The sequence below is a fragment of the Candidatus Methylomirabilota bacterium genome (assembly GCA_036001065.1).
GTDB lineage: Bacteria > Methylomirabilota > Methylomirabilia > Rokubacteriales > CSP1-6 > MNEF01.
On record DASYUQ010000098.1, the window covers coordinates 26,460 to 49,918 of the forward strand.

Below are 23,459 nucleotides of genomic sequence, written 5' to 3' on the forward strand. Positions count from 1 at the left end.
GGCTGGCATGGGCTTCATGGATCTCCGGCAGTGGATCACGCTCCTCGAGAAGGACGGGGAGCTGCGTCGCATCAAGGCCGAGGTGGACTGGGACCGGGAGATCGGCGCCATCGCCCGGCGCGTGCTCGAGAAGAAGGGGCCGGCGCTCCTCTTCGAGAACATCAAGGGGTATCGGCGGGGCCGGTGCACGAAGCTCCTCACGGGCGGCCTGGGCGACCGGCGCCGGCTGGCCCTCGCGCTCGGCTTCCCCAAAGACGTCCCCAACCCCGATCTCGTCCAGCACGTCATGAGGAAGAACCGCGAGACCGTCCCCCCCGTGATCGTCCGCACGGGGCCCGTCAAGGAGAAGATCGTCCGGGGCGACGCCGTCGACCAGACGGAGTTCCCCGTCCCCCGGTGGCACTACCGCGAGGGCGGGCGCTACATCCACACCTTCTCGGCGATCGTCACCCGCGATCCCGACACGCGCGTCATGAACGTCGGCCTCTATCGCGGGATGATCGGCCGGAAGGACACGGCGCCGATGCTGCTCATCAAGGGCGGCCAGCACTGGGGCGCCCACTTCGTCAAGTACGCCGCCCGCGGCGAGCCCATGCCCGTGGCCTGCGTCATCGGCTGGGATCCGATCATGCCCTTCCTGGCCGGCTCCCCGCTGCCGGCGGCCGTCTGCGAGTGGGACGTGATGGGGGCCTATCGCGGCGAGCCGGCCGAGCTGGTGCGCTGCGAGACCGTCGACCTCGAGGTGCCGGCCACGGCCGAGATCGTCATCGAGGGGCTCATCAGTGACGATCCGGCCACCTACGAGCTGGAGGGGCCGTTCGGGGAGTTCACCGGCTACGTCTCCGACCTCCCGACGCCCCGGCCGACGATGCAGGTCACCTGCATCACCCACCGGAACGACCCCATCTTCCGCGGCTGCCTGGAGGGCACCCTGCCGGGCTCCTACAGCGAGAACAGCGTGATGTCGTCGACCCAGCGGGCGGCGATCGCCTGGAACATCCTCACCGGTGCCGGCATCCCCGGCCTCCGCGACGTCTACGTGCCCCCGATCACCAACGGCGTGAACATCCACGTGCAGATCTGCAAGCACTATCAGGGCCAGCCCAAGCAGATCGCCGCCGCCCTCTGGGGCGCCAGCGCCGCCCAGTTCCGCTACAAGCACGTGATCGTGGTCGAAGAGGACATCGATCCCGCGTCGTACGAGCAGATCGACTGGGCCTTCGCCCATCGGGTGAACGCGGGAACGGACGGCATCGTCGTCTTTCCCGGTATCTTCGGCTCGCCGATCGATCCCAGCACGCCGTTCGAGGACCGCGACGTCCAGCAGCTCGGCACCGGCCTCTGGAACCGCATGCTCATCGACGCCACGCGCTCGTGGAGGTTCCCGCGGCGGCCCGAGTGGGACAACGAGCGCTTCCCCCCGACCGTGCGGCCGGCGCCCGAGGATGAGGCGCGCGTGCGCGAGCGCTGGGCCGAGTACGGCCTGGGCGATCTGTAGGGCGGCCACGATGAAGATCACCGAGGTCTGCGCACTGCCGTTGGCGCCGACCCCAACCCCGAGGTTCTGGCCCGCTACCCGTACCAGCGCGCCGCGGCCCGGCCGTTCTATCTGACGTGATGGGGGGGACGCCTATGGGATACCTGGTCGTCGCGCTGGTGGCGGTCGCGGTCGCCATCTTCGCCATGCAGAACACGACGTCGGTGACGGTCCGCTTTGTGGCCTGGCAGATCGGTGAGGTGCCGCTGGCCGCGGTGGTGCTGCTGTCGCTGGGCGCGGGCGTCATCATCGCGGGCGTCCCGCTCTGGTTTCAGCTCTGGCGCGCGCGGAATCGGCTCCGCACCGTGAACCTGCCGCCTCCGCCGCCCGAGCCTCCGGGCGATCGCTACGAGTGAGGCCGAGCGCCCGGGCGCCTCGCGCTGGCGCGTCAGGCGCCGGCCGGGGCGGTGACGACGGCCCGGAGCAGCAGGCACAGCGGGATCGTCACCAGCACGAGCAGGCCGACGATCGTGAGCGTGGCGCTGACCCCGGCCGCGTCGCTCACCAGGCCGTAGACGGCCGGCGCCAGCGACGAGGAGCCGATGCTGAGGGTGTAGTAGAGACCATACGCGCGCGAGCGGCGCTCGGGCATGACGAGGTCGGCGACGGTGCCGTAGAGCACCGAGGAGGTGCCGTTCAGCGCGACGCCGAGCGGGAAGAGCACCGCCAGGGCGACGGGCAGCGTCCCCGCCACCACCGTGACGATGCCCGCCGCCGTCGCGGCTTCCGTGAGGACCACCGTGCGGATCACGCCCAGCCGCTCGGCCAACAGGCCGCAGGCGAACTTCCCCGTGGCGCCCCCGGCGAACAGCAGGGCAAGCGCGCCCCCCACGCCGGCGACGGTGAGGCCCTTGGCGATCAGCACGAAGGGCAGGAAGGTGAGGAACCCGGTGCGGGTGGCGGTGTCGATCATACCGATCACGGCCAGGGCCCCGAAGCCGCGCGGGTCGCGGATCCCCCAGCCGTTTTCGCGGGCGTTGTCGCGGTGCGTGGCCGGCTCGCCCTCACCCGCCGCGAGCCGGGCCAGGATGGCGAGGAGGGCCAGCGCGCCGACGAGACCGAGGATGCCGTAGGCGGCGCCGGCGGCGCGCCAGCCCACGAGGCTTGCCGCCAGCCCGACGGCGGCCGGGACGGCGACCTTCCCCAGGTCCCCCGAGAAGTTGTAGGTCCCGAGCGCGGCGCGCCGGCCGCCCGTCTCGAACGCCTGGGACACGAGCGAGGAGGAGAGCGGATGCTGGACGCCCGAGCCCAGCCCGGCGAGCAGCAGAATCGCCAGCAGCGACGTGAAGCCGCCGGCCCAGCCGGCCGCCACGAAGCCCAGCGCCGTGACCGCGGTGCCCGCGGCCAGCAGGCGGCGCTCCCCCCACCGCTCGGCGAGGAAGCCGGCGGGGATCTGAAAGAGCGCCATGCCGCCCGTATACGCCGTGCGGATCATGCCGACCTGGGCGAAGCTCAGCCGGAACTCCGCGGCCCAGAGCGGGAGCAGGACATAGAGGATGTCGGAGAAGCCGTCGTGCAGGAAGTGGGCGCCGGCGGCGGTGCCCAGCACGGCGCGGGCGCGATGTCTCACGCGGAGATGATCCCCGAGCCCTGCCTCCGGATCAAGCAGAATGGACGGGCGTTCCCGGTAGAATAGCGGGTCACACGGAGGCCACCATGCCCATCAGCATCACCCGCGTCTACACCCGCACCGGCGACGGCGGCGAGACGGCGCTGGTCGGCGGCCGGCGCGTGCCCAAGGATTCGCCCCGCATCGTCGCCTACGGCACCGTCGACGAGCTGAACGCGATCGTCGGCATCGTGCGCACCTTCAACGAGGAGCGCCTGTCGGAGGGCGAGCACCACCGCTGGCTCGACGAGGTGTTGAGGAAGATCCAGAACGAGCTCTTCGATCTCGGCAGCGAGCTGGCCACGCCCCCCGAGGCCGCCTACGAGGGCATGTTCAAGGTGGGCGAGGAGCAGGTGACGGCCCTCGAGCGCCTGATGGACTACTGCCAGAAGGATCTGCCCTCCTTGAAATCGTTCACGCTGCCCGGAGGCGGGAGGATCGGCGCCTTCCTGCACCAGGCGCGCACCGTCTGCCGCCGCGCCGAGCGCGAGATCCTGAAGCTCTCGCGGGCGGAGCCGATCGGCGAAGGGCCGCTCCGCTACGTCAACCGCCTCAGCGACGTCTTCTTCGTGCTGGGCCGCTGGGTCGGCAAGCAGCTGGGCGAGAAGGAGTACCTCTGGGAGCGCGGGCTCCAGAGCCACGCGCGCCCCCGGACGAAGAAGAAGCCCGGCTAGTGTCCCGTCCTCGAAGTCAGGTTAAGAGCCCGGGGCCGCCCGTCGCAGCGCGCCAGAAACTCGAGAGCGGCGCGGTTCCACGCGTCGGGCTGGTCGCGGTTGGCGAAGTGGCTTGCCGGCGAGAGCACGACGAGCCGCGAGCCCCGGACCTTCTGGTGCATCAGCTTCATGGGGCCGAGCGATGGGTCGCGATCGCCGCCGATGAGCAGCACGGGCACGCGGATGCGGGACAGCGTGGCGGTGATGTGGTCCATGGCCAGGAGCGCCCGCAGCGAGTTCGCGTAGCCGACGGGCGTGAGCCGGCGGTACTCCTCGTAGAACTCCTGCTTGGCGTTCGGGTCGAGCGCGAGCCGCTCGGAGACGTTGGGGTTGGCGGTCATGGCGAACTCGGCCATGGCGTCCATGCCCTTGGTCAGCGTGATCTCGATCGATCGGGCGCGCAACATCAGATTGTCGACGGAGAGCGGCAGGCCCGCCGCCGACGAGGAGTTGGTCACCAGGAGCGAGCTGACGTGCGCCGGGTGGCGCAGCGTGAAGCGGGTGGCGATGCCGCCGCCGAGCGAGAGCCCGCCCACGTGGGCCCGACGGATGTGCAGGTGGTCGAGCACCGCCTTGAGGTCGCCGACCCAGTGGGCGAACGAGTACTTCGCCGGGTCCTCCGGGCTGTCCGAGCGCGCATGCCCCCGGGGCTCCCAGAGGACGAGCCGGTGGCGGGCGGCGAGGGCCTCGCGGTTGACGTCCCACATGTCGGCGTTGCCACCGATGCCGTAGGCGAGCACCAGCGGCGTGCCGCGGCCGTGCTGCTCGTAGTAGATCCGCACCCCGTCGCGGGTCCGCGCGTAGGACATGGGCCACCTCCAGGGCCGCTATCCTAAATGCCTTGACGGCCCGGCCCTGATTAAGTATTTTTAAAGTCAAATTAAGCCCTGGTGAACTCGTGCCGGCGGAGTCTCCGATGAAGACGCGCCTCAGCCTGACGGTCAACGGCGAGACCCACGAAGTCCTCGTGCCGGTCCACAAGACGCTGCTCGAGGTCCTCCGGGAGGACCTGGGCCTGACGGGGACCAAGCACGGCTGCGAGCTGGGCGAGTGCGGCACCTGCACGGTGCTGGTGGAGGGGGAGCCGGTGCTCTCCTGCCTGGCGCTGCCCGTCGAAATGGAGGGGCGCGCGATCAGCACGGTGGAGGGCATGGCCGAGGGCGGTGTGCTCCACCCCCTCCAGCAAGCCTTCGCCGAGCTGGGCGCCGCCCAGTGCGGCTACTGCACGCCGGGGATCCTCCTCACGGCCCGGACGCTCCTCGAGGACAACCCCGCGCCGACCCGCCCCGAGATCAAGGAGGCGTTGGCCGGCAATCTCTGCCGCTGCACCGGTTACACCAAGATCCTCGACGCCGTCGAGCTCGCCGCCCTCCGGATGGGCGCCGCGTCATGAGCGTGGATCCGCGGGTTCCGAGCGCGGGCTCCGCCCGGGCCCCCGACGGGGGGAGGTTCGGAAGGGGGGCGGAGCCCCCCTCCGAGGGGAAGCACGAGTTCTCGGTCATCGGCCGGCCGCTGCCCAAGATCGACGCCTGGGCGAAGGTCACCGGCGAGACGAAGTACGCCGACGACCTCTTCCTGCCCCGCATGGCCTACGGCAAAATCTTGAGATCCCCGCACCCCCACGCCCTGATCCGGGGCATCGACACCACCCGCGCCCAGGCGCTGCCGGGCGTCTACGCGGTCATCACCGGCTGGGACCTGCCCCGGGTGAAGTTCGGCATCCTGCCCGTCTCCCAGGACGAGGAAGCGCTCTTCACGGAGAAGGTCCGGATGGTGGGCGACGCCGTGGCGGCGGTGGCCGCGGTGGACGAGGAGACGGCGGGCCGCGCGTGCGAGCTGATCGACGTCGAGTACGAGCCGCTGCGGCCGCTCATGTCCATCGAGGAGTCGCTGGCGCACCCCGAAATCCGCATCCACGAATACGGCGACGGCCCCAACGTCCACAAGAACGTGTCGCTCCAGTTCGGCGACGTCGAGGCCGCCTTCGCCCGCGCGGATCTGGTGCGCGAGGACGTCTTCTTCTACGAGGGCAACACGCACCTGCCGATGGAGCAGCACGCGGCGGTGGCCGCCTGGGGCCCGGACGGTAAGCTGACGCTCTGGTCGTCCACGCAGACCCCGCACTACGTCCACCGGCTGCTGGCCAAGATCCTCGACGTGCCGGCGGCCCACATCCGCGTGATCGCCACCGCCGTGGGCGGAGGCTTCGGGGGCAAGCTCGATCCCTTCGCTCACGAGATCGCGGCGTGCAAGCTCTCGCAGCTCACCGGCCGCCCGGTGAAGATCGCCTGCACGCGGGAGGAGGTCTTCTACATCCACCGCGGCCGGCACCCGGTGCTGATGTGGATCAAGACCGGCTTCACCGGGGACGGCGGCATCACCGGCTGCCACCTGAAGACCTGGCTCGACGGCGGCGCCTACGGTTCGTACGGCGTCGCCTCCGTCTTCTACACGGGCGTCATCAATCCGGTGACGTACAAGATTCCGGTGTACAAGTTCGAGGGCGCGCGGATCTTCACCAACAAGCCGCCCTGCGGCCCCAAGCGGGGCCACGGCACGCCCCAGCCGCGCTTCGCCCTGGAGTGCCAGATCGATAAGGCCGCCGAGCAGCTCGGCCTCGACCCTGCCGAGATGCGCAAGTGGATCCTGCACGAGCCCTTCACCAAGACGGCCAACCATCTCACGGTCACGACCATCGGGCTCGGCGAGTGCATCGACAAGGTCGTCGAGGCCTCGGGCTGGTGCCGGAAGTGGAAGGGCTGGGGGATCGCCCGGGGCGCGCAGCCCGGCGCGAAGCGTCGGGGGATCGGCATCGCCTGCTCGGCCTATCTGACGGGAGCGGGCACGGCCATCTACTGGAACAGCATGCCGCACTCGGGGGTGATCCTCCGGGCGGACCGCGGCGGCGGCGTCGCCGTGCTCTGCGGGGCCACCGACATCGGCCAGGGCTCGGACTCGATCCTCGCCTATCTGCCCGCCGAGATCCTGGGCATCGATCCCAAGGACATCCGCGTGCACGCCGCCGACACCGATCTCACGCCCGTCGATCTCGGCTCCTACTCCTCGCGGGTGACGCTGATGTGCGGGACCGCGGCGATCCAGGCCGCCGAGCGGCTCAAGGGCGCGATCGCGGAGGCGGTGGGGCGGAAGCTGGGGGTGGAGCCGGAGCGCCTCGCGTTCCGCGACCGCAAGGTCGGCGTGCCCGACGACTGGGACAAGGCGATCCCGTTCGCGCAGGCGGTCGAGCTGGCCGAGTCGGTGCACGGCGTGCTGGCGTTCGCCGGCTCGTATGCGCCTCCCAAGCGCGCCGGCAAGTACAGGGGAGGGGGAGTCGGACCGTCGCCTTGTTACTCGTACTCTGCATGTGTGGTCGAACTGACGGTCGACGAGGAAACCGGAGAGATAGAACTGCACGACGTGTGGATCGGACATGATATCGGGCGCGCGCTGAACCCGCTGCTGGTGGAAGGCCAGGTCGAGGGCTCGGTCTACATGGGCATCGGCGAGGCGCTCATGGAGGCGCAGATCTTCCGCAAGGGCCTGCACAAGAACCCCTCGATGCTCGAGTACAAGAGCCCCACCACGCTGGAGACGCCCGAGATCCATACGATCCTGGTGGAGACCGACGACCCCGAGGGCCCGTTCGGCGCCAAGGAGGCGGGCCAGGGGCCGCTGCTCCCGGTGATCCCCGCCATCGCCAACGCCGTCTATGACGCGATCGGCGTGCGGATCGACGAGGTTCCCATCGGGCCGGAGAAGATCCTCAAGGGGCTCGAGCTCCGGCGGCAGGGCAAACCGCCCCGCGTCGGACCCGAGCGGATCCCGCTCTTCACGTTCAAGGAGCCGATCGTCGTCGAGTCCGCGTTCGGCCAACCGGCCGAGGCCAGCGCCGTCCGGCCTTTCGCCGACGCTCCCAACTCTGGTAATCAGCGGTGACGAGCCGGGGGCGGGCAGCAGTCGTCGACCACGCCGTCCCGCCGGAGCGTGGCGCGTGTCAACGAGCCACGATGAACGTGTCTGCTGCAACAACGCCCAGAAGATACGGGTCTCCGACCGCTGCCCGCCCCCGGCTCGCCACCGCGATTTCTCCCGGTGCTGGCGCGCCGCGAAGCACGCGGCCAGCCTCGGACGTCCGCGGCGGATCGCCGACAGGTCAGCGGCGATGATGCGTCTGCCGGCGTTCAGATACCTGGCGCCGCCGACGGTCGCCGAGGCGGCGCGCGCCGTCGCCGAGCGCGGCGAGGCGATGCTCGTGGCCGGCGGCACCGATCTCTACCCGAACATGAAGCGGCGGCAGTTCGAGCCCAAGGTCCTGGTCGGGCTGGGCGCGATCCCGGAGCTCCGCGGCGTGAGCGGCAGCGCGCGGGAAGGGCTGAGGATCGGCCCCACCACGACGCTCACCGCGGTGGCGCGGCATCCGGAGATCGCGGGCCATTACGGGGCACTGGCGACCGCGGCCGGGTTGGTCTCCTCCCCACAGCTCCGCAACATGGGCACGATCGGCGGCAACGTGTGCGTGGACACGCGCTGCAACTACTACAACCAGGCGTACGAGTGGCGGAAGGCCATCGGGTTCTGCATGAAGAAGGACGGCGACATCTGTCTGGTGGCGCCCGGCAGCCCGCGCTGCTGGGCGGTGTCGTCGTCGGACACCGCCCCCGTGCTCTGGAGCCTGGGCGCCCGCGTGCGACTGGTGGGCGCCGCGAGCGAGCGCACCATCCCCGTCGAGGCGATCTACCGGGACGACGGGATCGAGTACCTGGCCAAGCGGCCGGACGAGGTGCTGGCGGACATCCTGCTGCCCCCCGCCGACGGCTGGACGTCGGCCTATCTCAAGCTCCGGCGGCGTGGCTCGTTCGACTTCCCGGTGCTCGGCGTGGCGGTGGCGCTGAGGATGGAGGGCGCGGTGGTCGGTGACGCGAAGATCGTCCTGGGGGCGGTGGCGCCGCTGCCCCGCCCGGCCCCGGCGGCAGCCGCCGCGCTCGTCGGCGAGCGCCTGACGCATGATGTGATCGCGCGCGTGGCCGACCTGGCCGCCGGCCCCGCCAAGCCGCTCGACAACACCGACTACGCCCACTTTTACCGGAAGAGGATGACCCGCGTGTTCGTCGCGAGAGCGCTGCGCCGACTGGGCGGGCTCGACGGCGAGGGGCGCGTCGAGGAGGAGGTCGCATGACCGCCCTCGGAGAGCGGGTCCGGGCGCTGAGGGTGGAGCGCGGATTGCCCCAGCGCCAGCTCGCCGAGAAGGCGGAGCTGACACCCAGCATGGTGTCCCAGATCGAGTCGGGACGGCTGACGCCCTCGCTCAACACGCTGCGGAGACTGGCCGCCGCCCTGGGCGTGACGATCGCGGCGCTCTTCGACGGCCAGCCGGCGGGCAGTCTGGTCGTCTCCCGCAAGAGGGACTACCCGGTCGTCTCCTTCGACGGCGCCCGCGAGCAGTGGGCGGTGCTGGGCGCCGGCCTGTTCCAGGGCAAGATCCGGGCGGTGGTGTCCACACTGACCTCGAAGTCGCGGGGCGTGGACACGGACAAGGTCATCATCAAGCCCGGCCAGATGAAGCTCTTCTACCTGCTGGAGGGCCAGGCGGCGCTCCTGTACAACGGCGAGCGCCACGTGCTGGAGGCCGGCGACAGCGCCCTGCTGGACGGCGGGCTGCCGCACGGCTGGGAAAATCTCGGGAGCCGTAAGGCCCGCGCCCTCTGGGTCATCCTCGGATAGGACACGGATATGACGGACAGCGGACGCGCCCTTCCCCCCATCGACTTCAGAACCGAGCCGTCGCGGTACCGGCAGTGGAAGCTGAGCATCGACGGCCGCGTCGCCACTCTGGCCATGGACGTGAAGGAGGACGGGGGGCTCCGCCCCGGCTACGAGCTGAAGCTCAACTCCTACGACCTCGGCGTGGACATCGAGCTGTACGATGCCATTCAGCGCCTGCGCTTCGAGCATCCGGAGGTCGGCGCGGTGATCCTCACCTCGGCCAAGGAGCGCATCTTCTGCGCGGGGGCCAACATCCGGATGCTGGGCCAGTCGTCCCACGGCTTCAAGGTGAACTTCTGCAAGTTCACCAACGAGACGCGCAATGCTCTCGAGGAGGCTTCGGCGGAGTCGCGGCAGGTCTGGATCTGCGCGATCAACGGCCCCTGCGCCGGCGGGGGCTACGAGCTGGCGCTGGCCTGCGAGCGCATCATCATGGCCGACGACGGCAACACCTCGGTGGCCCTGCCGGAGACGCCCCTCCTCGCCGTCCTGCCGGGGACGGGTGGGCTGACCCGCCTGGTCGACAAGCGCCACGTGCGCCGCGATCGGGCCGACGTCTTCTGCACGATCGAGGAGGGCATCAAGGGCCAGCGGGCCCTCGACTGGGGGCTGGTGGACGAGCTGGTGCCGCGCTCGAGGCTGGAGGCGACGGCCCGGGGGCGCGCTGCCGAGCGGGCCGCCCGCAGCGACCGGCCCGCCGCCGCGCGGGGGATCGCGCTCAGGCCGCTCGATCGCACGATCGACGGCGATCGGATCGCCTACGCCCACATCGCCTGCGCCATCGATCGCGCCCGCGGCGTCGCCGAGATCACCATCAGCGGCCCCAGCGCCCCACCGCCGGCCGACGCGGCGGGGATCCATGGGCTGGGCGACGCGTTCTGGCCGCTGGCGCTGGCGCGCCAGCTGGACGATCTGATCCTCCATCTGAGGACCAACGAGGAGGAGATCGGCCTGTGGGTGTTCAGGACCGCCGGCAGCGCCGATCTGGTCGAGGCCCACGATCGCCTGCTGGCTGATCAGCCGGGCGACTGGCTGGCCCGCGAGATCCGCCTCTTTCTCAAGCGGACGCTGAAGCGGATCGACGTCTCGGCGCGCTCGGTCTTCGCGCTGATCGAGCCGGACTCCTGCTTCACCGGTACGCTGCTCGAGCTGGCGCTGGCTGCCGATCGCTCCTACATGCTGGCCGGCGCGCGGGAGGGCGACGGCCGGCCGCCCGCGACGCTTCGCCTGACCGAGATGAACTTCGGCGCCTATCCCATGGCCAACGGGCTGACGCGCCTGGCCAGCCGCTTCCTCGGCGAGCCCGGCCGCGTCGACGACCTGAAGGGCCGGATCGGCCAGGACCTCGACGCCGCCGCCGCGGACGACGCGGGCCTGGTGACCGCCACCCCCGATGACATCGACTGGGACGACGAGGTCCGCCTGGCCCTGGAGGAGCGCGCGGCGTTTTCGCCCGACGCGCTCACCGGCATGGAGGCGTCGCTCCGGTTCGCCGGGCCGGAAACGCTCGAGACCAAGATCTTCGGCCGCCTGTCCGCGTGGCAGAACTGGATCTTCCAGCGGCCCAACGCCGTCGGTCCCAAGGGCGGACTTTCCGTATATGGCACTGGCCAGCGCAGCGAGTTCGACCGAAGGAGAGTGTGATGACGGGCGTCGATTACCTGGAGCGGATTCCGAACAACGTCGACTTGAGAGAGAACCGCCGCCTGCTGCGCGCCCTGGAGGACTGGCAGCCGAAGTTCCTCCAGTGGTGGCTGGACCTGGGCCCGGAGGGCTTTCAGGCGACCCGGGTGTACCTCCGAACGGCTGTGAGCGTGGACAGGGACGGCTGGGCGCAGTTCGACTACGTCAAGATGCCCGACTATCGCTGGGGGATCTTCCTGGCCGAGACCGAGCCGGACCGCGTGATCGGCTTCGGCGACCACCAGGGCCAGGCCGCCTGGCAGGAAGTGCCCGGCGAGCACCGCGGCGTGCTGCGGCGGCTGATCGTCACCCAGGGCGACACCGAGCCGGCCTCGGTCGAGCAGCAGCGTCACCTCGGGCGCACCTGCCCGTCGGTCTACGACCTGCGCAACCTGTTCCAGGTCAACGTGGAGGAGGGGCGGCATCTCTGGGCCATGGTCTACCTCCTCCAGGCCTACTTCGGGCGCGATGGCCGCGAGGAGGCGGAGGCGCTGCTCCAGCGGCACTCGGGCGACGCCGACAAGCCGCGCATCCTGGGCGCCTTCAACGAGCCGATGCCCGACTGGCTGAGCTTCTTCATGTTCAGCTTCTTCACCGACCGCGACGGCAAGTACCAGCTGGCGAGCCTCCAGGAGAGCGGCTTCGATCCGCTGTCGCGCACCTGCCGGTTCATGCTGACCGAGGAGGCTCACCACATGTTCGTGGGCGAGACCGGCGTGGGACGCATCGTCCAGCGGACCTGCGAGCTGATGCGCCAGGAGAAGACCGACGACGTGCGCCAGGAGGGCGCGATCGACCTGCCCACCATCCAGCGGTACGTCAACCTCCACTACTCGGTGTCGCTCGACCTGTTCGGATCGGAGATCTCGACCAACGCCGCGAACTACTACACCACCGGTTTGAAGGGCCGCTTCGAGGAGACCAAGCAGGAGGACGATCACCGGCTGATGGAGGCCACTTATCCGATCACGCTGCTGGAGGGCGACCGGATCGTGACCCGCCCGCTGGCGGCGCTGACCGCGCTCAACGAGCGGCTGCGCGACGATTACATCGCCGACTGCCAGCGCGGGGTCGACCGCTGGAACCAGATCATCAAGAAGCACGGGATCGCCTTCGAGCTGAAGCTGCCGCACCGCGGCTTCCACCGGGCTATCGGAAGCTTCGCCGAGGCTCGGGTGTCACCCGAGGGCCGGGTGATCAGCGAAGCGGAGTGGAGCGCCAAAGGGGACGAGTGGCTGCCGGGCGAGAGGGACCGCGCCTACCTGGCGAGCCTGATGCATCCGGTCATCGCGCTGGGCAAGTTCACCAACTGGATCGCGGCGCCCGCCCGCGGGATCAACGGCAAGCCCATCGACTTCGAGTACGTCCGCCTCGACTGAACGGGAGGTTACGGAACGATGCCCAGAGCGGTCACGCCGAAGGAATTGGGGACGCCGCTGGGGATGTACTCCCACGGGATGGTGGCGCCGAGTGGGGAGATCGTGGTGGTCGCCGGTCAGGTGGGAATGGCGCCCAACGGCCAGGTCGTCCAGGGCGACATCGTCGCGCAGACGAAGCAGGCGCTGGCGAACGTGCGCGCCGTCATCGAGGCGGCCGGATGCACGATGCGCGACGTCGTGCGGTTTCAGACGTTCCTGACGCGGCCCGACGACATCCCGGGCTTCATGAAGGCGCGCTCGGAGGCCTTCCCCGGATTTTTCCCGGACGGGGTCTTTCCGCCCAACACCCTGGTGGTCGTCAGCCGGCTCGTGCGCCCCGAGCTGCTGGTCGAGATCGAGGCGATGGCGGTGCGCCCCACCCGGCCGGCGCGCGGCGGCCGCCGGCCGGCCACGGCCGGCCGGCGGGCCACGGCGGGACAGCGGCGCCGCGAGCGCCGCTGAGAGGGTCAGAGTCTCCGGTCGAGGTCGACGTCGCTGCGCGAGGCCGTGCCGCGGGTCATGGAGACGAGCGCCAGGACGACGACGACGAACAGCCCCGCGGCCAGCAGGACCACGACCATCGGGCTGAGACCGAAGATGCGGGTCGGCTCGGCGGACGTGCGCGGCGAGGCGGAGCCGTCGTCGCGCTCCGACTTGATGTCGACGTTCACGTTGGGCTGTTCGCCGCTTCTCTCCGGGGGCGCCGGGCGCGGCGTGGGGTCGTTCCCCCGGTCGGTGGGATTGTCGGCCTTGGTCTCGGGGTTGGACGTGCTGCTGCCAGGCGCGGGGCCGCCGGACTGAGCCGCGGCGGCGCCGACGATGCCGAGTACCAGCAGGGCGCTGAGCAGTATGGCCGTAAGCGGTTTCATAGGTACCTCCCCGCGCCCTTTGGGGAGCAATGGCGATGCCACGGACGTTCGTGGGTAACGTTTACAAGGAGCCGCGATGAACGCGTCGGAGCACCTGCCCGCACAGTTCAACGTCGCCACCCACTTCGTCGATCGCAACGTCGCCGAGGGTCGCGGCGGCTCGCCGGCATTTTTCTACGAGGACCGCGCGCTGACGTACGCCGACGTCCAGGATCTCGCCAACCGCACCGGCAACGCGCTGCTCGAGCTGGGCGTGGAGAGGGAGAACCGCGTCCTGGTGCTGTGCCTCGACACGCCCGAGTTCCTGGGTACCTTCTGGGGGGCGATCAAGATCGGCGCGGTGCCGATACCCGTGAACACCCTCATGCGCGGGGCCGACTACCTCTACTTTCTCGACGACAGCCGGGCGAAGGTCGCCGTCATCTCCGCCCCGCTTCTGGCCGAGGCCGGCCCCGTGCTGGGTCAGGCGCGCCACCTCCGCCACGTACTGATCGCCGGCGGCCAGCCCGGCCCCTACCTGTCCTACGAGGACCGGATCGGAAGAGCGGCGGGCCGGCTCGAAGCCGCATCCACGGGCCGGGACGACGCGGCGTTCTGGCTCTACTCCTCGGGCTCCACGGGCTTTCCCAAGGGCGCCGTGCATCTGCACCACGACATGTGGATCTGCACGGAGACCTACGCCAAGCAGGTGCTGGGCATCCGGCCCAGCGACAAGGTCTTCTCGGCGGCGAAGCTCTTCTTCGCCTACGGTCTGGGCAACGCCGGCTACTTCCCGATGGGCGTCGGCGCCCAGAGCGTGCTCTATCCTCATCGCCCGACGCCGGAGGCCGCCTTCGAGATTCTCACCCGGCAGCGCCCGACCCTGTTCTTCGGGGTCCCCACGCTCTACGCGGCGATGCTGGCCGTGAAAGAGGCCGAACGGCGGTTCGACCTCTCCTCGCTCCGTCTCTGCGTCTCGGCGGGGGAGGCGCTGCCCGAGGAGATCTACACGCGCTGGCGCGAGCGCTTCGGCGTGGAGATCGTCGACGGGATCGGCACGACGGAGATCCTGCACATCTTCCTGTCCAACCGTCCCGGGGCCGTGCGGCCCGGCTCGTCCGGGCTCCCCGTGCCCGGCTACGAGTCGGTCATCGTGGACGACGAAGGGCGTCCCGTTCGGCCGGGAGAGATCGGGAATTTGAGAGTCCGGGGCGACTCCACGATGGCCTACTACTGGAACAAGCACGACAAGACCAAGGAGACCCTCTTCGGGCCCTGGATCCAGACGGGCGACAAATACTATCAGGACGAGAGCGGCTACTTCTGGTACGCGGGGCGCTCCGACGACATGCTGAAGGTCGGCGGCATCTGGGTGTCGCCGATCGAGGTGGAGGCGACGCTGATCAAGCATCCCGCGGTGCTCGAAACCGCCGTCGTCGGCAAGGAGGACAGCGACCGGCTCATCAAGCCCAAGGCCTTCGTGGTCCTCAAGGAGCCCGCCGCCGCCTCCGCGGGGCTGGGCGAGGAGCTGAAGGCGTTCGTCAAGGACAAGATCGCGCCGTACAAGTACCCCCGATGGATCGAGTTCGTGAGCGAGCTGCCCAAGACGGCCACCGGCAAGATCCAGCGCTTCAAGCTCCGCCACTGAGGATCTGACGTGTTCGATCGCGCCCTGGAGACGCTGCCGCGCGAGAGGCTCCGGGAGCTCCAGTGGCGCAAATTCCGCCGGCTGGCTGGGGCGCTGCTGGCGCCCGGGGCGGGCAACGCCTTCGTCCGGCGCCAGTGGGCGCCGGCGGGGATCCGCTCGGTCGACGATCTCCAGGACTGGGACGACTTCCGGCGCCTGCCACCGACGAAGAAGAGCGAGTTTGCCGAGGACCAGGCCGAGCGCCCGCCCTTCGGGACCAACCTGACCTATCCTCTGGAGCGTTTCGTTCGTGTGCACCAGACGTCGGGCACCAGCGGCCAGCCCCTGCGGTGGCTCGACACCCAGGACTCCTGGGCCTGGTGGATCCGGTGCTGGGGCTTCGTGCTCGGCGCCGCCGGTATCACGCCCGCCGACCGCGTCTTCTTTCCTTTCTCCTTCGGCCTCTTCATCGGTTTCTGGGCGGGATTCGAGGGCGCCCGCGCCCTGGGCGCGCTCGCGATCCCGGGCGGTGGCCAGGACTCCGCGACCCGCCTTCAGTGGATGGACAGGCTCGGGGTCACCGCGCTCGTCTCTACGCCCTCCTACGCGCTCCATCTCGTGGAGGTGGCACGCGAGCGGGGGATCGATCTGCCCAAGCTCCCGGTGCGGGTGACCGTGCACGCCGGAGAGCCGGGCGCCGGGATCCCGGCGGTGCGCGCGCGCATCGAGGAGGGCTGGGGCGCGCGGGCGTTCGACCATGCCGGCATGACGGAGATGGGAGCCTACGGCTACGAGTGCGCCGAGCAGAGCGGCCTCCACGTCAACGAGTCGGAGTTCATCCCCGAGGTGATCGATCCGGCGACCGGCGCCCCGGCCCGGGAAGGCGAGCTGGTGCTGACGAATCTCGGACGCGCCGGCTCGCCGGCGATCCGCTATCGCTCCGGCGACCGCGTGCGCCTGGCCGACCAGCCCTGCGCCTGCGGGCGTACCTTCATGCGCCTCCCCGGCGGCATCCTCGGCCGCCTGGACGACATGCTGATCGTGCGCGGCGTGAACGTCTTCCCCTCGGCCATCGAGGGGATCGTGCGCCGGTTCCCCGCCATCGACGAGTTCCAGATCGAGGTCTTCCGCCAGGGCGCGCTGGACGAGCTGCGCGTGCTCATCGAGGCCGAGGACGCCAGCCTGAGCCGTACCGTCCAGGAGGCGTTGCGCGCGGACCTGGGCATCCGCCTCGAGGTCCGTCCGGTGCCGCTGCGGAGCCTGCCCCGCCACGAGCTGAAGGCCCGTCGCGTCGTCAGGAAGTAGCGGCCCCCGCGCCGTCGCCGTAGTGGAGCGCGAGCCAGATCGTCGGCTCGTCGGGGTCGGTCCACTCGACGCGATGGCGGCGGTGAGCAGGAATCAGCACGTGGTCGCCGGCACCCATCACGACGATCGCGTCCTCACCCTCGAACCTCAGTCCGGCCCTGCCGTGCAGGACCGCGACCCACTCGTTCGTCTCCTGGTCGTACCACTGGCCGGGCGGCGTCGCCTGCCCCGTGGACACGATGCGCTCGAGCCTCACGCCGTCCGCGCTTAGTGCCGTTCCAACTATTCGCGCCTAGGAAGGCACCGTGTACGTCGTTCGTGGACAGATTTAGTATCAACAAGTTGGAACGGTACTAGGAGGATCTCGACCTGCTCGTCCGGGAGCGACCGGGGGATCCCCTCGAAGAGGTTCGGCATGCCGAAGTCTATGATCCGGGCGACGCCGGGACAAGGAGTGTCCGGGATTGCAACCTGCCGGCCGCTGACTTTCGACCTGGGAGCGAGGGGCGGCCGGCGGGAGAGATCCGGGCGCAGGGTTGGGCTCGTAGGGTTTTGAGGGGCTAGTTCGCTTGCCAACCCTGGGGCGCTTTGATACTAAATGGCGGGTCATGTCGAGCGCGGGGGCGGACCTGATCCACAGGATGGCCGCCGGCGACCGCGACGCGTTCAGCCATTTCTACGATCGGTATGCCCCGCTGGTCTATCCGCTGATCCTCCGCATCCTGCGCGAGCGCGCGGATGCCGCCGACGTCCTTCAAGACGTCTTCTGGGAGGCCTGGCAGGCGGCGTCGACCTACGATCCCGGGCGCGGCACTCCCGAGGCCTGGGTTGTCATGCGCGCGCGGACGCGAGCAATCGACCGGGTGCGGTCCATCCGTAGAAGAAACGAAACATTCGTGGCGCCGGTCGAGGAGGCCGTCGCCGCCGCGCCGCCGGGGATGGGCGGTGACGCGGCCGAACGGGCCGCCGATCGCTCGGTGGTCAGGAACGCGCTCGACCGGCTGGCCGACGTCCAGCGGGAGGTGATCGAGCTCGCGTATTACGGCGGGCTCACGCAGACGGAGATCGCGGAGCGGCTCAAGCAGCCGCTCGGCACGGTGAAGACGCGGATGCGGTTGGGGCTGGAGCGGCTCCGCGAGGCCATGAGGCAGCAGGCGACATGAGCCACGACCCGTTCGACACCCAGGCGGCGGCCTACGCGCTCGGCGCTCTCGACGGCGAAGAGCTGGCGCAGTTCGAGACGCACCTGGCAGCGGGCTGCGCCCGCTGCCAGGCGATCCTGCGCGATTCCCGCCAGGCGCTGGCCGCGCTGGTACGCGAGACGCCCGGGGCGGCGCCGCGACATGTGAAGGAAGCGCTCCTGGAGCGGATCGCGGCGACGGGGCGGGCACCGACGAGGCGCGACGACCTCCGCGCCGCCTGGCTGCGCTGGACGGTCGTCACGGCGGCGGCGATGATCGTCGGCGGCTTCCTCACGGGGATGTACGTGGCCGCCCGGTACGAAGCGCGGCTGGGAAAGATCGCGCGCGAGACCAGCGCGCTCCGCGAGCAGCTCCGCCGCGAGGAGGCCGCGCTGCGCGAGGGCGCGGCCCTCTATCAGAGGGTCGTCGAGCTGCTGCAGGATCCCGCCACCCGCGTGATCGCGCTGCGCGGCGCCGGGCCCAGCCCCGAGGCGCGGGGCCGCGTGGTTTGGCATGCGACGGCCGGCGGTCACGTCTTCGTGGCGAAGCTTCCGCCCGCGCCCGAAGGCAAGACATACGAGCTGTGGACCATCACCGGCGGAAAACCGAGCCCGGCCGGCGTCTTTCAGGTCGACGCCGCCGGCCAGGCCAGTCACAAGGTCCCGCCTGGCGGGGGGCCGGTGGAGGTGTTCGCCATCACGCTGGAGCCCCTCGGCGGCGTGGCCGCGCCGACCGGCTCGATCGTCCTCGCCTCCTCGAAGTAGGAGACGCCCGGCGGCTGAGCGCCCGGCGGGGCCTCAGAGGCCCAGGCGCCGCGCGGCGTGCAGGACCGCGATGACGGTCATCGCGTCCGTGATCTCGCTGGTCTCCACCATTCGCAGCACCTCGGCGAAGGGGAACGGTCGAACCTCGATGAACTCCGTCGGGTCGGGCGCCGTGCGGGCCGGGCGCAGCCCCTCGGCCAGATAGAGGTGCGCGGTCTCGTCGATGACGCTCTTGGAGGTCTCGAACGTGCACAGCTTGACCAGGCGCGTCGCCTCGTAGCCGGCCTCCTCGCGGAGCTCGCGCTGGACCGCGGCCTCTTCGCTCTCACCCGGATGCATGGCCCCCGTCGGCATCTCCCAGCGGAAGGCGCGGGCCACGTAGCGGTACTGGCCGACGAGCACCACCGTGGACGCGTCGAGGAACGGCAGAATGCCCACACAGGGCCGGCACTCGACGACGCCGTAAGGGGTGGTCCGGCCGTCCGGCATCTCGGCGAGGTCCTCCCGGACCCGGATCCACGCGTTCTCGTACACGCGCCGGCTGGCGAGCGTGCGCCAGGGAGAGCGGGCGAGGGGGTGGCGCCCGAGGCTCACTCGGGCACTCCGGAGAGCTGGGGGCGGGCCTGGCGGCGGCGCCGGGCGAGCCGCACGAGCGGGGGCCCCACCAGCGCCAGCGCGCCCAGAGCCAGGAGGCTCGCGCTCAGCGGTCGCCCCACGATCTCGAGCCAGTCGCCGCGCGTCATGAAGAGCGACTGGCGGAGCGTCTTCTCCATCAGCGGCCCCAGCACGAGGGCGACGACCAGCGGTGAGGGATCGATGGCAAGCTTGCGAAGGCCGTAGCCGAAGATCCCGAACATGACGAGGACCCAGAGGTCGAGCTGGCTGTTGTTCAGGCTGTAGGCACCGACGAGGCAGAGCAGCAGTACCAGCGTGGCCAGCACGTGTTGGGGCAATCTCAGAACACTCACGAACAGCCCGACCAGCGGCAGGTTGAGGATCAAGAGGATGAGGTTGCCCACATACATGCTGGCCACCACGCCCCAGAACACCTCGGGCCGCTGGCTGATGAGGAGCGGGCCGGGCTGGATGCCGGTGATGACCAGGGCACCCAGGAGGATGGCGGTCGCCGGCGAGAAGGGGATGCCGAGCGACAGGAGCGGCACCATCGCGCCGGCGGTGGCCCCGTTGTTGGCGGCCTCGGGCCCGGCCACGCCTTCGATGGCGCCCTGGCCGAACCGCTCGGGAGTCCTGGAGACCTTGCGCTCGAGCGTGTAGGAAATGAAGGTGGCCAGCACGGTGGTGGGGCCGGGGATGAGCCCGGTGAGGAAGCCGACGACGGAGCCGCGCGCGATCGGCCAGCCCGACATCTTCCATTCGGCGGCGGTCGGCAGCAACTCACGGAGGCGCACGGTCGCGATGTAGGCCCTCCGGATCCCCGACTCGGCGATCAGGAGCACCTCGGCCACGCCGTAGAGTCCCATGATCACCGGCACCAGCTCGATGCCCTGCGAGAGCTGGGTGGAGCCGAAGGTGAAGCGCCGGACGGCCGAGATCGGCTCCATGCCCACGGTGCCCAGGGCCAGGCCGATCGCCACCAGCACGAAGGCGTGTATCACCGAGCCGCCCGACAGCCGCGAGAGCAGCAGCAGTCCCGCCACCGCCATCGCGAAGTACTCGGGCGGGCCGAACCGGAGGGCCTGGTCGGCCAGCCAGGAGGAGGCCAGGACGATGCCGACCACGCCGAGGGAGCCGGCGATGAAGGAGCCGACGGCGGCCACGGCCAGCGCGGCGCCGGCCCGGCCCTTCTTGGTCATCTGGTAGCCGTCGAGCGCGGTGACCACGGACGCCGCCTCGCCGGGGACGTTGACCAGGATCGATGTCGTCGAACCGCCGTACATCGCCCCGTAATAGATGCCGGCCAGCATGATGAGGGCGGTGGCGGGCTGGAGCGCGAAGGTCGACGGCAGGAGCAGGGCCATGGCCCCCACCGGGCCGATGCCAGGCAGGATTCCCACGATCGTGCCGACCAGGACGCCGAGGAAGCAGGCGAAGAGGTTGGTGGGCGACAGCGCGACCGAGAAGCCGTAGGCCAGACCTTCCAGCGGCCCCATCAGTAGGTTTTCGAAGGGGGCGACTTCACAGGCGCGCCCCCAGGGCGCGACGGCTCCCTCCGAGCCTCCCCCAGAACGGGTTGCGCCGGCGGAGCCGGCGCTCGAACTGCACTCAGTCCGCCACGCACCTAGATCACCACGCTAGTGCCGTTCCAACTATTCGCGCCTAGGAAGGCACCGTGTACGTCGTTCGTGGACAGATTTAGTATCAACAAGTTGGAACGGCACTAGTCGAAGAGCACGCCCCGGGGCAGCGGCACGCCCAGCAACACGCCGAAGACATAGTAGGAGGCCACGGCGCAGGCGAGCGCGATCGCCACTGCCGCCGTCCACCCGGCCCCCAGGCCGCGCAGCAGGAGACCGGTGAAGAGGAACGCGACCAGGGGATACCCCGTCCAGGGCAGGAGAAGACAGAAGCCGACGAGGAGGACCGCGGTGACGATCACGCGCCCGCGGCCCGCCGCCGGCGCGGCGTGCCCACCGGCGGCTTCCGGCGCCCGCCGCAGCGCGCTCACCACCCATGTCAGCGCGACAGTGGCGCCGAACACGCCGACGGCCAGCGGGAAGAAGCCCGGCCCCGGGCGCGCCGCCGTGCCGTGCGGCAGGGGCAACGCGTTGGCCAGGTACATCCCGCTGGCCGCGAGCACGGCGAGCGCCAGGAGCCGCTCGATCATCGAACTACTTCTTCTTGATCATGCCCAGGCGCGCGAGGATTTCGGTGTGGTTCTTGTGCTCCCTCCACAGATCGGCGCGCAGCTGGTCGCCGGCGCGATAGTCGATGTCGATCACCCGCTGCTTGATCGTGTTGACAAACTGCGGCTCCTCCATGGCGGCCTTGACGGCATCGTGGATGTACTTCTGCACGGGCCCCGGCGTGCCTTTGGGCGCCACGAACGCGAACCACGCCCCGCTGGGGGAGTCCCCCCAGCCGAGCTCCTTGGCGGTCGGCGCGTCGGGGAACGCGGGGTGGCGCTTGGTTTGGGAGACCATGAGCACGCGCATCTTGCCGCCGTCGACCAGCGGCTTGACCTCGCCGGGCTGGGCCATCAGGCCCTCGATGTGGCCGCCGAGGAGCGCCGGGCTCGACTCTCCCCATCCGGAGAAGGGCACGTGGGTGAGGTTGACACCGGCCAGGCGCTTCATTTCCTCGAAGTTCAGGTGACTGGAGGTGCCCTCGCCCGGCGACCCCACCCGCAGCTTGCCAGGGCTGGCCTTGGCGGCGTTCACGAACTCCTGGATCGTCTTCCAGGGCGCGTCGGCCTTCACCGCCAGCAGCGAGTAGAACGAGACCACGTTGATGATCGCCTCGTAGTCGTCAGGGGTCTTGTACGGCAGGTCGTTGAGCTGCGGGTGGATGACCAGCGTGGAGAGTGGCGCCAGGATGACCGTGTAGCCGTCGGGCTTGGCCTGAACCAGCTCGGCCACGGCCAGCGAGCCGCCGGCGCCGGGCCGGGTCACGATGGCGACGCCCTTCGGGAATTTCTTCTTGAGTCCCTCGGCGAGCGCGCGGGCCACGATGTCGACCATGCCCCCGGCCGGGTAGCCGGTGAGGATGGTGAGCGGACGCTCGGGGTACTCGGCGGCGGCGGGGGCGGCAACGGTCGTTATCAACAAGGCGATCAGGACAATGCGGAACATCGAGACCTCCTCGTGGGCGACGTGCACGGGACTCTAGCACGCGCGGCCCGCCTGGCCAACCCGCGGTATACTCTGCACGATTCACGAAGACGGCGGAGGGTTTCCCGGGCATGAAAGTGGTGCTGCGCAACCCGCGGCGCGAGGTCGAGGTGGCCGGCGGGCGCCGGGTACGGGACGTGCTGAAGGAGCTGGACGTCATTCCCGAGACCGTGCTGGTGATCCGGGGCGACACGCTCATCACCGCCGACCAGGTCGTGGGCGACGAGGACACGATCGAGCTGCGGCCGGTGATGTCGGGAGGCTAGGCCGGTCATGAAATGCCGGAAGTGCGGGGCGGGCGCCGTCATCGAGCTGCGGCGGCACAACGCCGCCTTCTGCGCGCCCGACTTCCTCGAGTTCTTCCGTAACCAGGTGCGGGAGGCGATCCGCAAGCACCGGATGTTCACCCGCGACGAGCGCGTGCTGGTGGCGGTCTCCGGGGGCAAGGACTCGCTGGCGCTCTGGGACGTGATGATCGAGGAGGGCTACCAGACCAGCGGCCTCTACCTCGATCTGGGGATCTTCGACTACTCGGTGGAATCGAAGGCCAAGTGCGAGGCCTTCGCCGCCGCCCGCGGAGTGCCGCTGATCGTGGCCCGCGTGGCCGACGCGGTGGGGGCGCCGGTGCCCGTCATCAAGGAGGTGACGCGGCGCCCGCCCTGCTCGGGCTGCGGCCTCAGCAAGCGCTACCTGATGAACCGCGCGGCGCTGGAGCACGGGTTCCCCGTCGTGGCCACCGGCCACAACCTCGACGACGAGGCGGCGACGCTCTTCGGCTCCGTCATGCACTGGCAGACGGACGCGCTGCCGCGCCAGTCGCCCGCGCTGCCCTCCACGCACCCCAAGCTCGTGCGGCGGGTCAAGCCCCTCTACCGCCTGTCCGAGCGCGAGGCCGCCGCCTACGCCTTCCTGAGGAGGATCGACTATATCGTCGAGGAATGCCCGTTCGCCAAGGGCGCCACCTCGATCATGTACAAGGAGCTCCTCAGCCGGATGGAGGAGGCCTCGCCGGGGGCGAAGCACAACTTCCTGTTCGGCTTCCTCGACAAGGCCCGGGCCGCCTTCGAGCGCGCCGAAGCGGTCCTCCTGCAAGAGTGCGTGCGCTGCGGGCAGGTGACCACGGGGACGGTCTGCGCGTTCTGCAAGCTCAGCGACCAGGTCAAGCGCGCGACCTAGCGCCGCGGCAGCCTGTTCCCAACGGGTTGCGCGCGGCCCGGCGGGGG

General features: G+C 70.2%; 24 protein-coding genes. 16 read left to right on the forward strand and 8 right to left on the reverse strand.

From position 1 onward, the window contains the following. Window positions 1–7: 7 nt before the first annotated feature. Together VGV13_09070 and VGV13_09075 are read left to right on the forward strand one after the other, a co-directional pair. Window positions 8–1,498, forward strand: coding sequence for a UbiD family decarboxylase (locus VGV13_09070; protein HEV8641233.1), 1,491 nt, complete (start codon window positions 8–10; stop codon window positions 1,496–1,498). Between the two features lie 134 nt (window positions 1,499–1,632). Continuing rightward, window positions 1,633–1,893 (forward strand): LapA family protein, encoded by a 261-nt coding sequence (locus VGV13_09075; protein HEV8641234.1) that lies wholly within the window; start codon window positions 1,633–1,635, stop codon window positions 1,891–1,893. Between the two features lie 32 nt (window positions 1,894–1,925). On the opposite strand, the gene VGV13_09080 is transcribed toward VGV13_09075, so the two are convergent. Next, window positions 1,926–3,107, reverse strand: coding sequence for an MFS transporter (locus VGV13_09080; GenBank protein HEV8641235.1), 1,182 nt, complete (start codon window positions 3,105–3,107; stop codon window positions 1,926–1,928). Window positions 3,108–3,193: 86 nt separating this feature from the next. Between VGV13_09080 and VGV13_09085 the strand changes: the two genes are divergently transcribed. Then, entirely contained in the window at window positions 3,194–3,820 is a 627-nt protein-coding gene (locus tag VGV13_09085) for a cob(I)yrinic acid a,c-diamide adenosyltransferase (protein ID HEV8641236.1), read from the forward strand. Here VGV13_09085 and VGV13_09090 read toward each other — a convergent pair. Further along, window positions 3,817–4,668: an alpha/beta fold hydrolase gene (locus VGV13_09090; GenBank protein HEV8641237.1), complete on the reverse strand. Its 852-nt coding sequence runs from the start codon at window positions 4,666–4,668 to the stop codon at window positions 3,817–3,819. The genes VGV13_09085 and VGV13_09090 overlap by 4 nt on opposite strands. A gap of 107 nt (window positions 4,669–4,775) precedes the next feature. Between VGV13_09090 and VGV13_09095 the strand changes: the two genes are divergently transcribed. The 7 genes from VGV13_09095 (at window position 4,776) to VGV13_09125 (ending at window position 13,185) form a co-directional block, all read left to right on the forward strand. Next, window positions 4,776–5,252: a (2Fe-2S)-binding protein gene (locus VGV13_09095; protein HEV8641238.1), complete on the forward strand. Its 477-nt coding sequence runs from the start codon at window positions 4,776–4,778 to the stop codon at window positions 5,250–5,252. Beyond that, the gene (locus VGV13_09100; GenBank protein HEV8641239.1) at window positions 5,249–7,795 is read left to right on the forward strand and encodes a molybdopterin cofactor-binding domain-containing protein; all 2,547 of its coding nucleotides are present in this window, start codon (window positions 5,249–5,251) and stop codon (window positions 7,793–7,795) included. Before VGV13_09095 ends, VGV13_09100 begins: the two co-directional genes overlap by 4 nt. A gap of 226 nt (window positions 7,796–8,021) precedes the next feature. Beyond that, entirely contained in the window at window positions 8,022–9,035 is a 1,014-nt protein-coding gene (locus VGV13_09105; GenBank protein HEV8641240.1) for an FAD binding domain-containing protein, read from the forward strand. Beyond that, on the forward strand, window positions 9,032–9,580 hold the full coding sequence (locus VGV13_09110; protein HEV8641241.1) for a helix-turn-helix domain-containing protein: 549 nt from the start codon (window positions 9,032–9,034) through the stop codon (window positions 9,578–9,580). The genes VGV13_09105 and VGV13_09110 overlap by 4 nt, the downstream gene beginning before the upstream one ends. Window positions 9,581–9,589: 9 nt before the next feature. Continuing rightward, window positions 9,590–11,266: a 2,3-epoxybenzoyl-CoA dihydrolase gene (boxC, locus tag VGV13_09115; protein ID HEV8641242.1), complete on the forward strand. Its 1,677-nt coding sequence runs from the start codon at window positions 9,590–9,592 to the stop codon at window positions 11,264–11,266. Next, window positions 11,266–12,684, forward strand: coding sequence for a benzoyl-CoA 2,3-epoxidase subunit BoxB (boxB, locus tag VGV13_09120; GenBank protein HEV8641243.1), 1,419 nt, complete (start codon window positions 11,266–11,268; stop codon window positions 12,682–12,684). Before boxC ends, boxB begins: the two co-directional genes overlap by 1 nt. 18 nt (window positions 12,685–12,702) lie before the next feature. Further along, on the forward strand, window positions 12,703–13,185 hold the full coding sequence (locus VGV13_09125; protein ID HEV8641244.1) for a RidA family protein: 483 nt from the start codon (window positions 12,703–12,705) through the stop codon (window positions 13,183–13,185). Window positions 13,186–13,190: 5 nt separating this feature from the next. Here VGV13_09125 and VGV13_09130 read toward each other — a convergent pair whose 3' ends face one another. Further along, window positions 13,191–13,592, reverse strand: coding sequence for a hypothetical protein (locus tag VGV13_09130; GenBank protein ID HEV8641245.1), 402 nt, complete (start codon window positions 13,590–13,592; stop codon window positions 13,191–13,193). A gap of 76 nt (window positions 13,593–13,668) precedes the next feature. Between VGV13_09130 and VGV13_09135 the strand changes: the two genes are divergently transcribed. Further along, on the forward strand, window positions 13,669–15,219 hold the full coding sequence (locus tag VGV13_09135; GenBank protein ID HEV8641246.1) for a benzoate-CoA ligase family protein: 1,551 nt from the start codon (window positions 13,669–13,671) through the stop codon (window positions 15,217–15,219). A gap of 9 nt (window positions 15,220–15,228) precedes the next feature. After that, window positions 15,229–16,503: a phenylacetate--CoA ligase family protein gene (locus VGV13_09140; GenBank protein ID HEV8641247.1), complete on the forward strand. Its 1,275-nt coding sequence runs from the start codon at window positions 15,229–15,231 to the stop codon at window positions 16,501–16,503. Here the strand turns inward: VGV13_09140 and VGV13_09145 are convergent. Further along, a complete protein-coding gene (locus VGV13_09145) occupies window positions 16,493–16,759 on the reverse strand; it encodes a cupin domain-containing protein (protein ID HEV8641248.1) in 267 nt (88 codons plus the stop codon). The two genes, VGV13_09140 and VGV13_09145, sit on opposite strands and share 11 nt — an antisense overlap. Window positions 16,760–17,111: 352 nt before the next feature. Between VGV13_09145 and VGV13_09150 the strand changes: the two genes are divergently transcribed. Further along, the gene (locus VGV13_09150; protein HEV8641249.1) at window positions 17,112–17,666 is read left to right on the forward strand and encodes a sigma-70 family RNA polymerase sigma factor; all 555 of its coding nucleotides are present in this window, start codon (window positions 17,112–17,114) and stop codon (window positions 17,664–17,666) included. Continuing rightward, window positions 17,663–18,448 carry an anti-sigma factor gene (locus tag VGV13_09155; GenBank protein ID HEV8641250.1) on the forward strand — a complete coding sequence of 262 codons (786 nt, stop codon included), beginning with the start codon at window positions 17,663–17,665 and terminating at the stop codon, window positions 18,446–18,448. The genes VGV13_09150 and VGV13_09155 overlap by 4 nt, the downstream gene beginning before the upstream one ends. A 33-nt stretch (window positions 18,449–18,481) precedes the next feature. Here the strand turns inward: VGV13_09155 and VGV13_09160 are convergent, their stop codons facing one another. From VGV13_09160 to VGV13_09175, 4 genes are all read right to left on the reverse strand, one after another. Continuing rightward, the gene (locus tag VGV13_09160) at window positions 18,482–19,042 is read right to left on the reverse strand and encodes an NUDIX hydrolase (protein HEV8641251.1); all 561 of its coding nucleotides are present in this window, start codon (window positions 19,040–19,042) and stop codon (window positions 18,482–18,484) included. Beyond that, window positions 19,039–20,559: a tripartite tricarboxylate transporter permease gene (locus VGV13_09165; protein ID HEV8641252.1), complete on the reverse strand. Its 1,521-nt coding sequence runs from the start codon at window positions 20,557–20,559 to the stop codon at window positions 19,039–19,041. Before VGV13_09165 ends, VGV13_09160 begins: the two co-directional genes overlap by 4 nt. A gap of 227 nt (window positions 20,560–20,786) precedes the next feature. Beyond that, the gene (locus VGV13_09170) at window positions 20,787–21,233 is read right to left on the reverse strand and encodes a tripartite tricarboxylate transporter TctB family protein (protein ID HEV8641253.1); all 447 of its coding nucleotides are present in this window, start codon (window positions 21,231–21,233) and stop codon (window positions 20,787–20,789) included. A 4-nt stretch (window positions 21,234–21,237) separates the two neighbouring features. Next, window positions 21,238–22,197 carry a tripartite tricarboxylate transporter substrate binding protein gene (locus VGV13_09175; GenBank protein HEV8641254.1) on the reverse strand — a complete coding sequence of 320 codons (960 nt, stop codon included), beginning with the start codon at window positions 22,195–22,197 and terminating at the stop codon, window positions 21,238–21,240. A gap of 110 nt (window positions 22,198–22,307) precedes the next feature. Between VGV13_09175 and VGV13_09180 the strand changes: the two genes are divergently transcribed. Next, complete coding sequence (locus VGV13_09180; protein HEV8641255.1) at window positions 22,308–22,502, forward strand: MoaD/ThiS family protein; 195 nt, start codon at window positions 22,308–22,310, stop codon at window positions 22,500–22,502. A gap of 7 nt (window positions 22,503–22,509) precedes the next feature. Beyond that, a complete protein-coding gene (locus VGV13_09185) occupies window positions 22,510–23,412 on the forward strand; it encodes an ATP-binding protein (protein HEV8641256.1) in 903 nt (300 codons plus the stop codon). Window positions 23,413–23,459 lie beyond the last annotated feature (47 nt).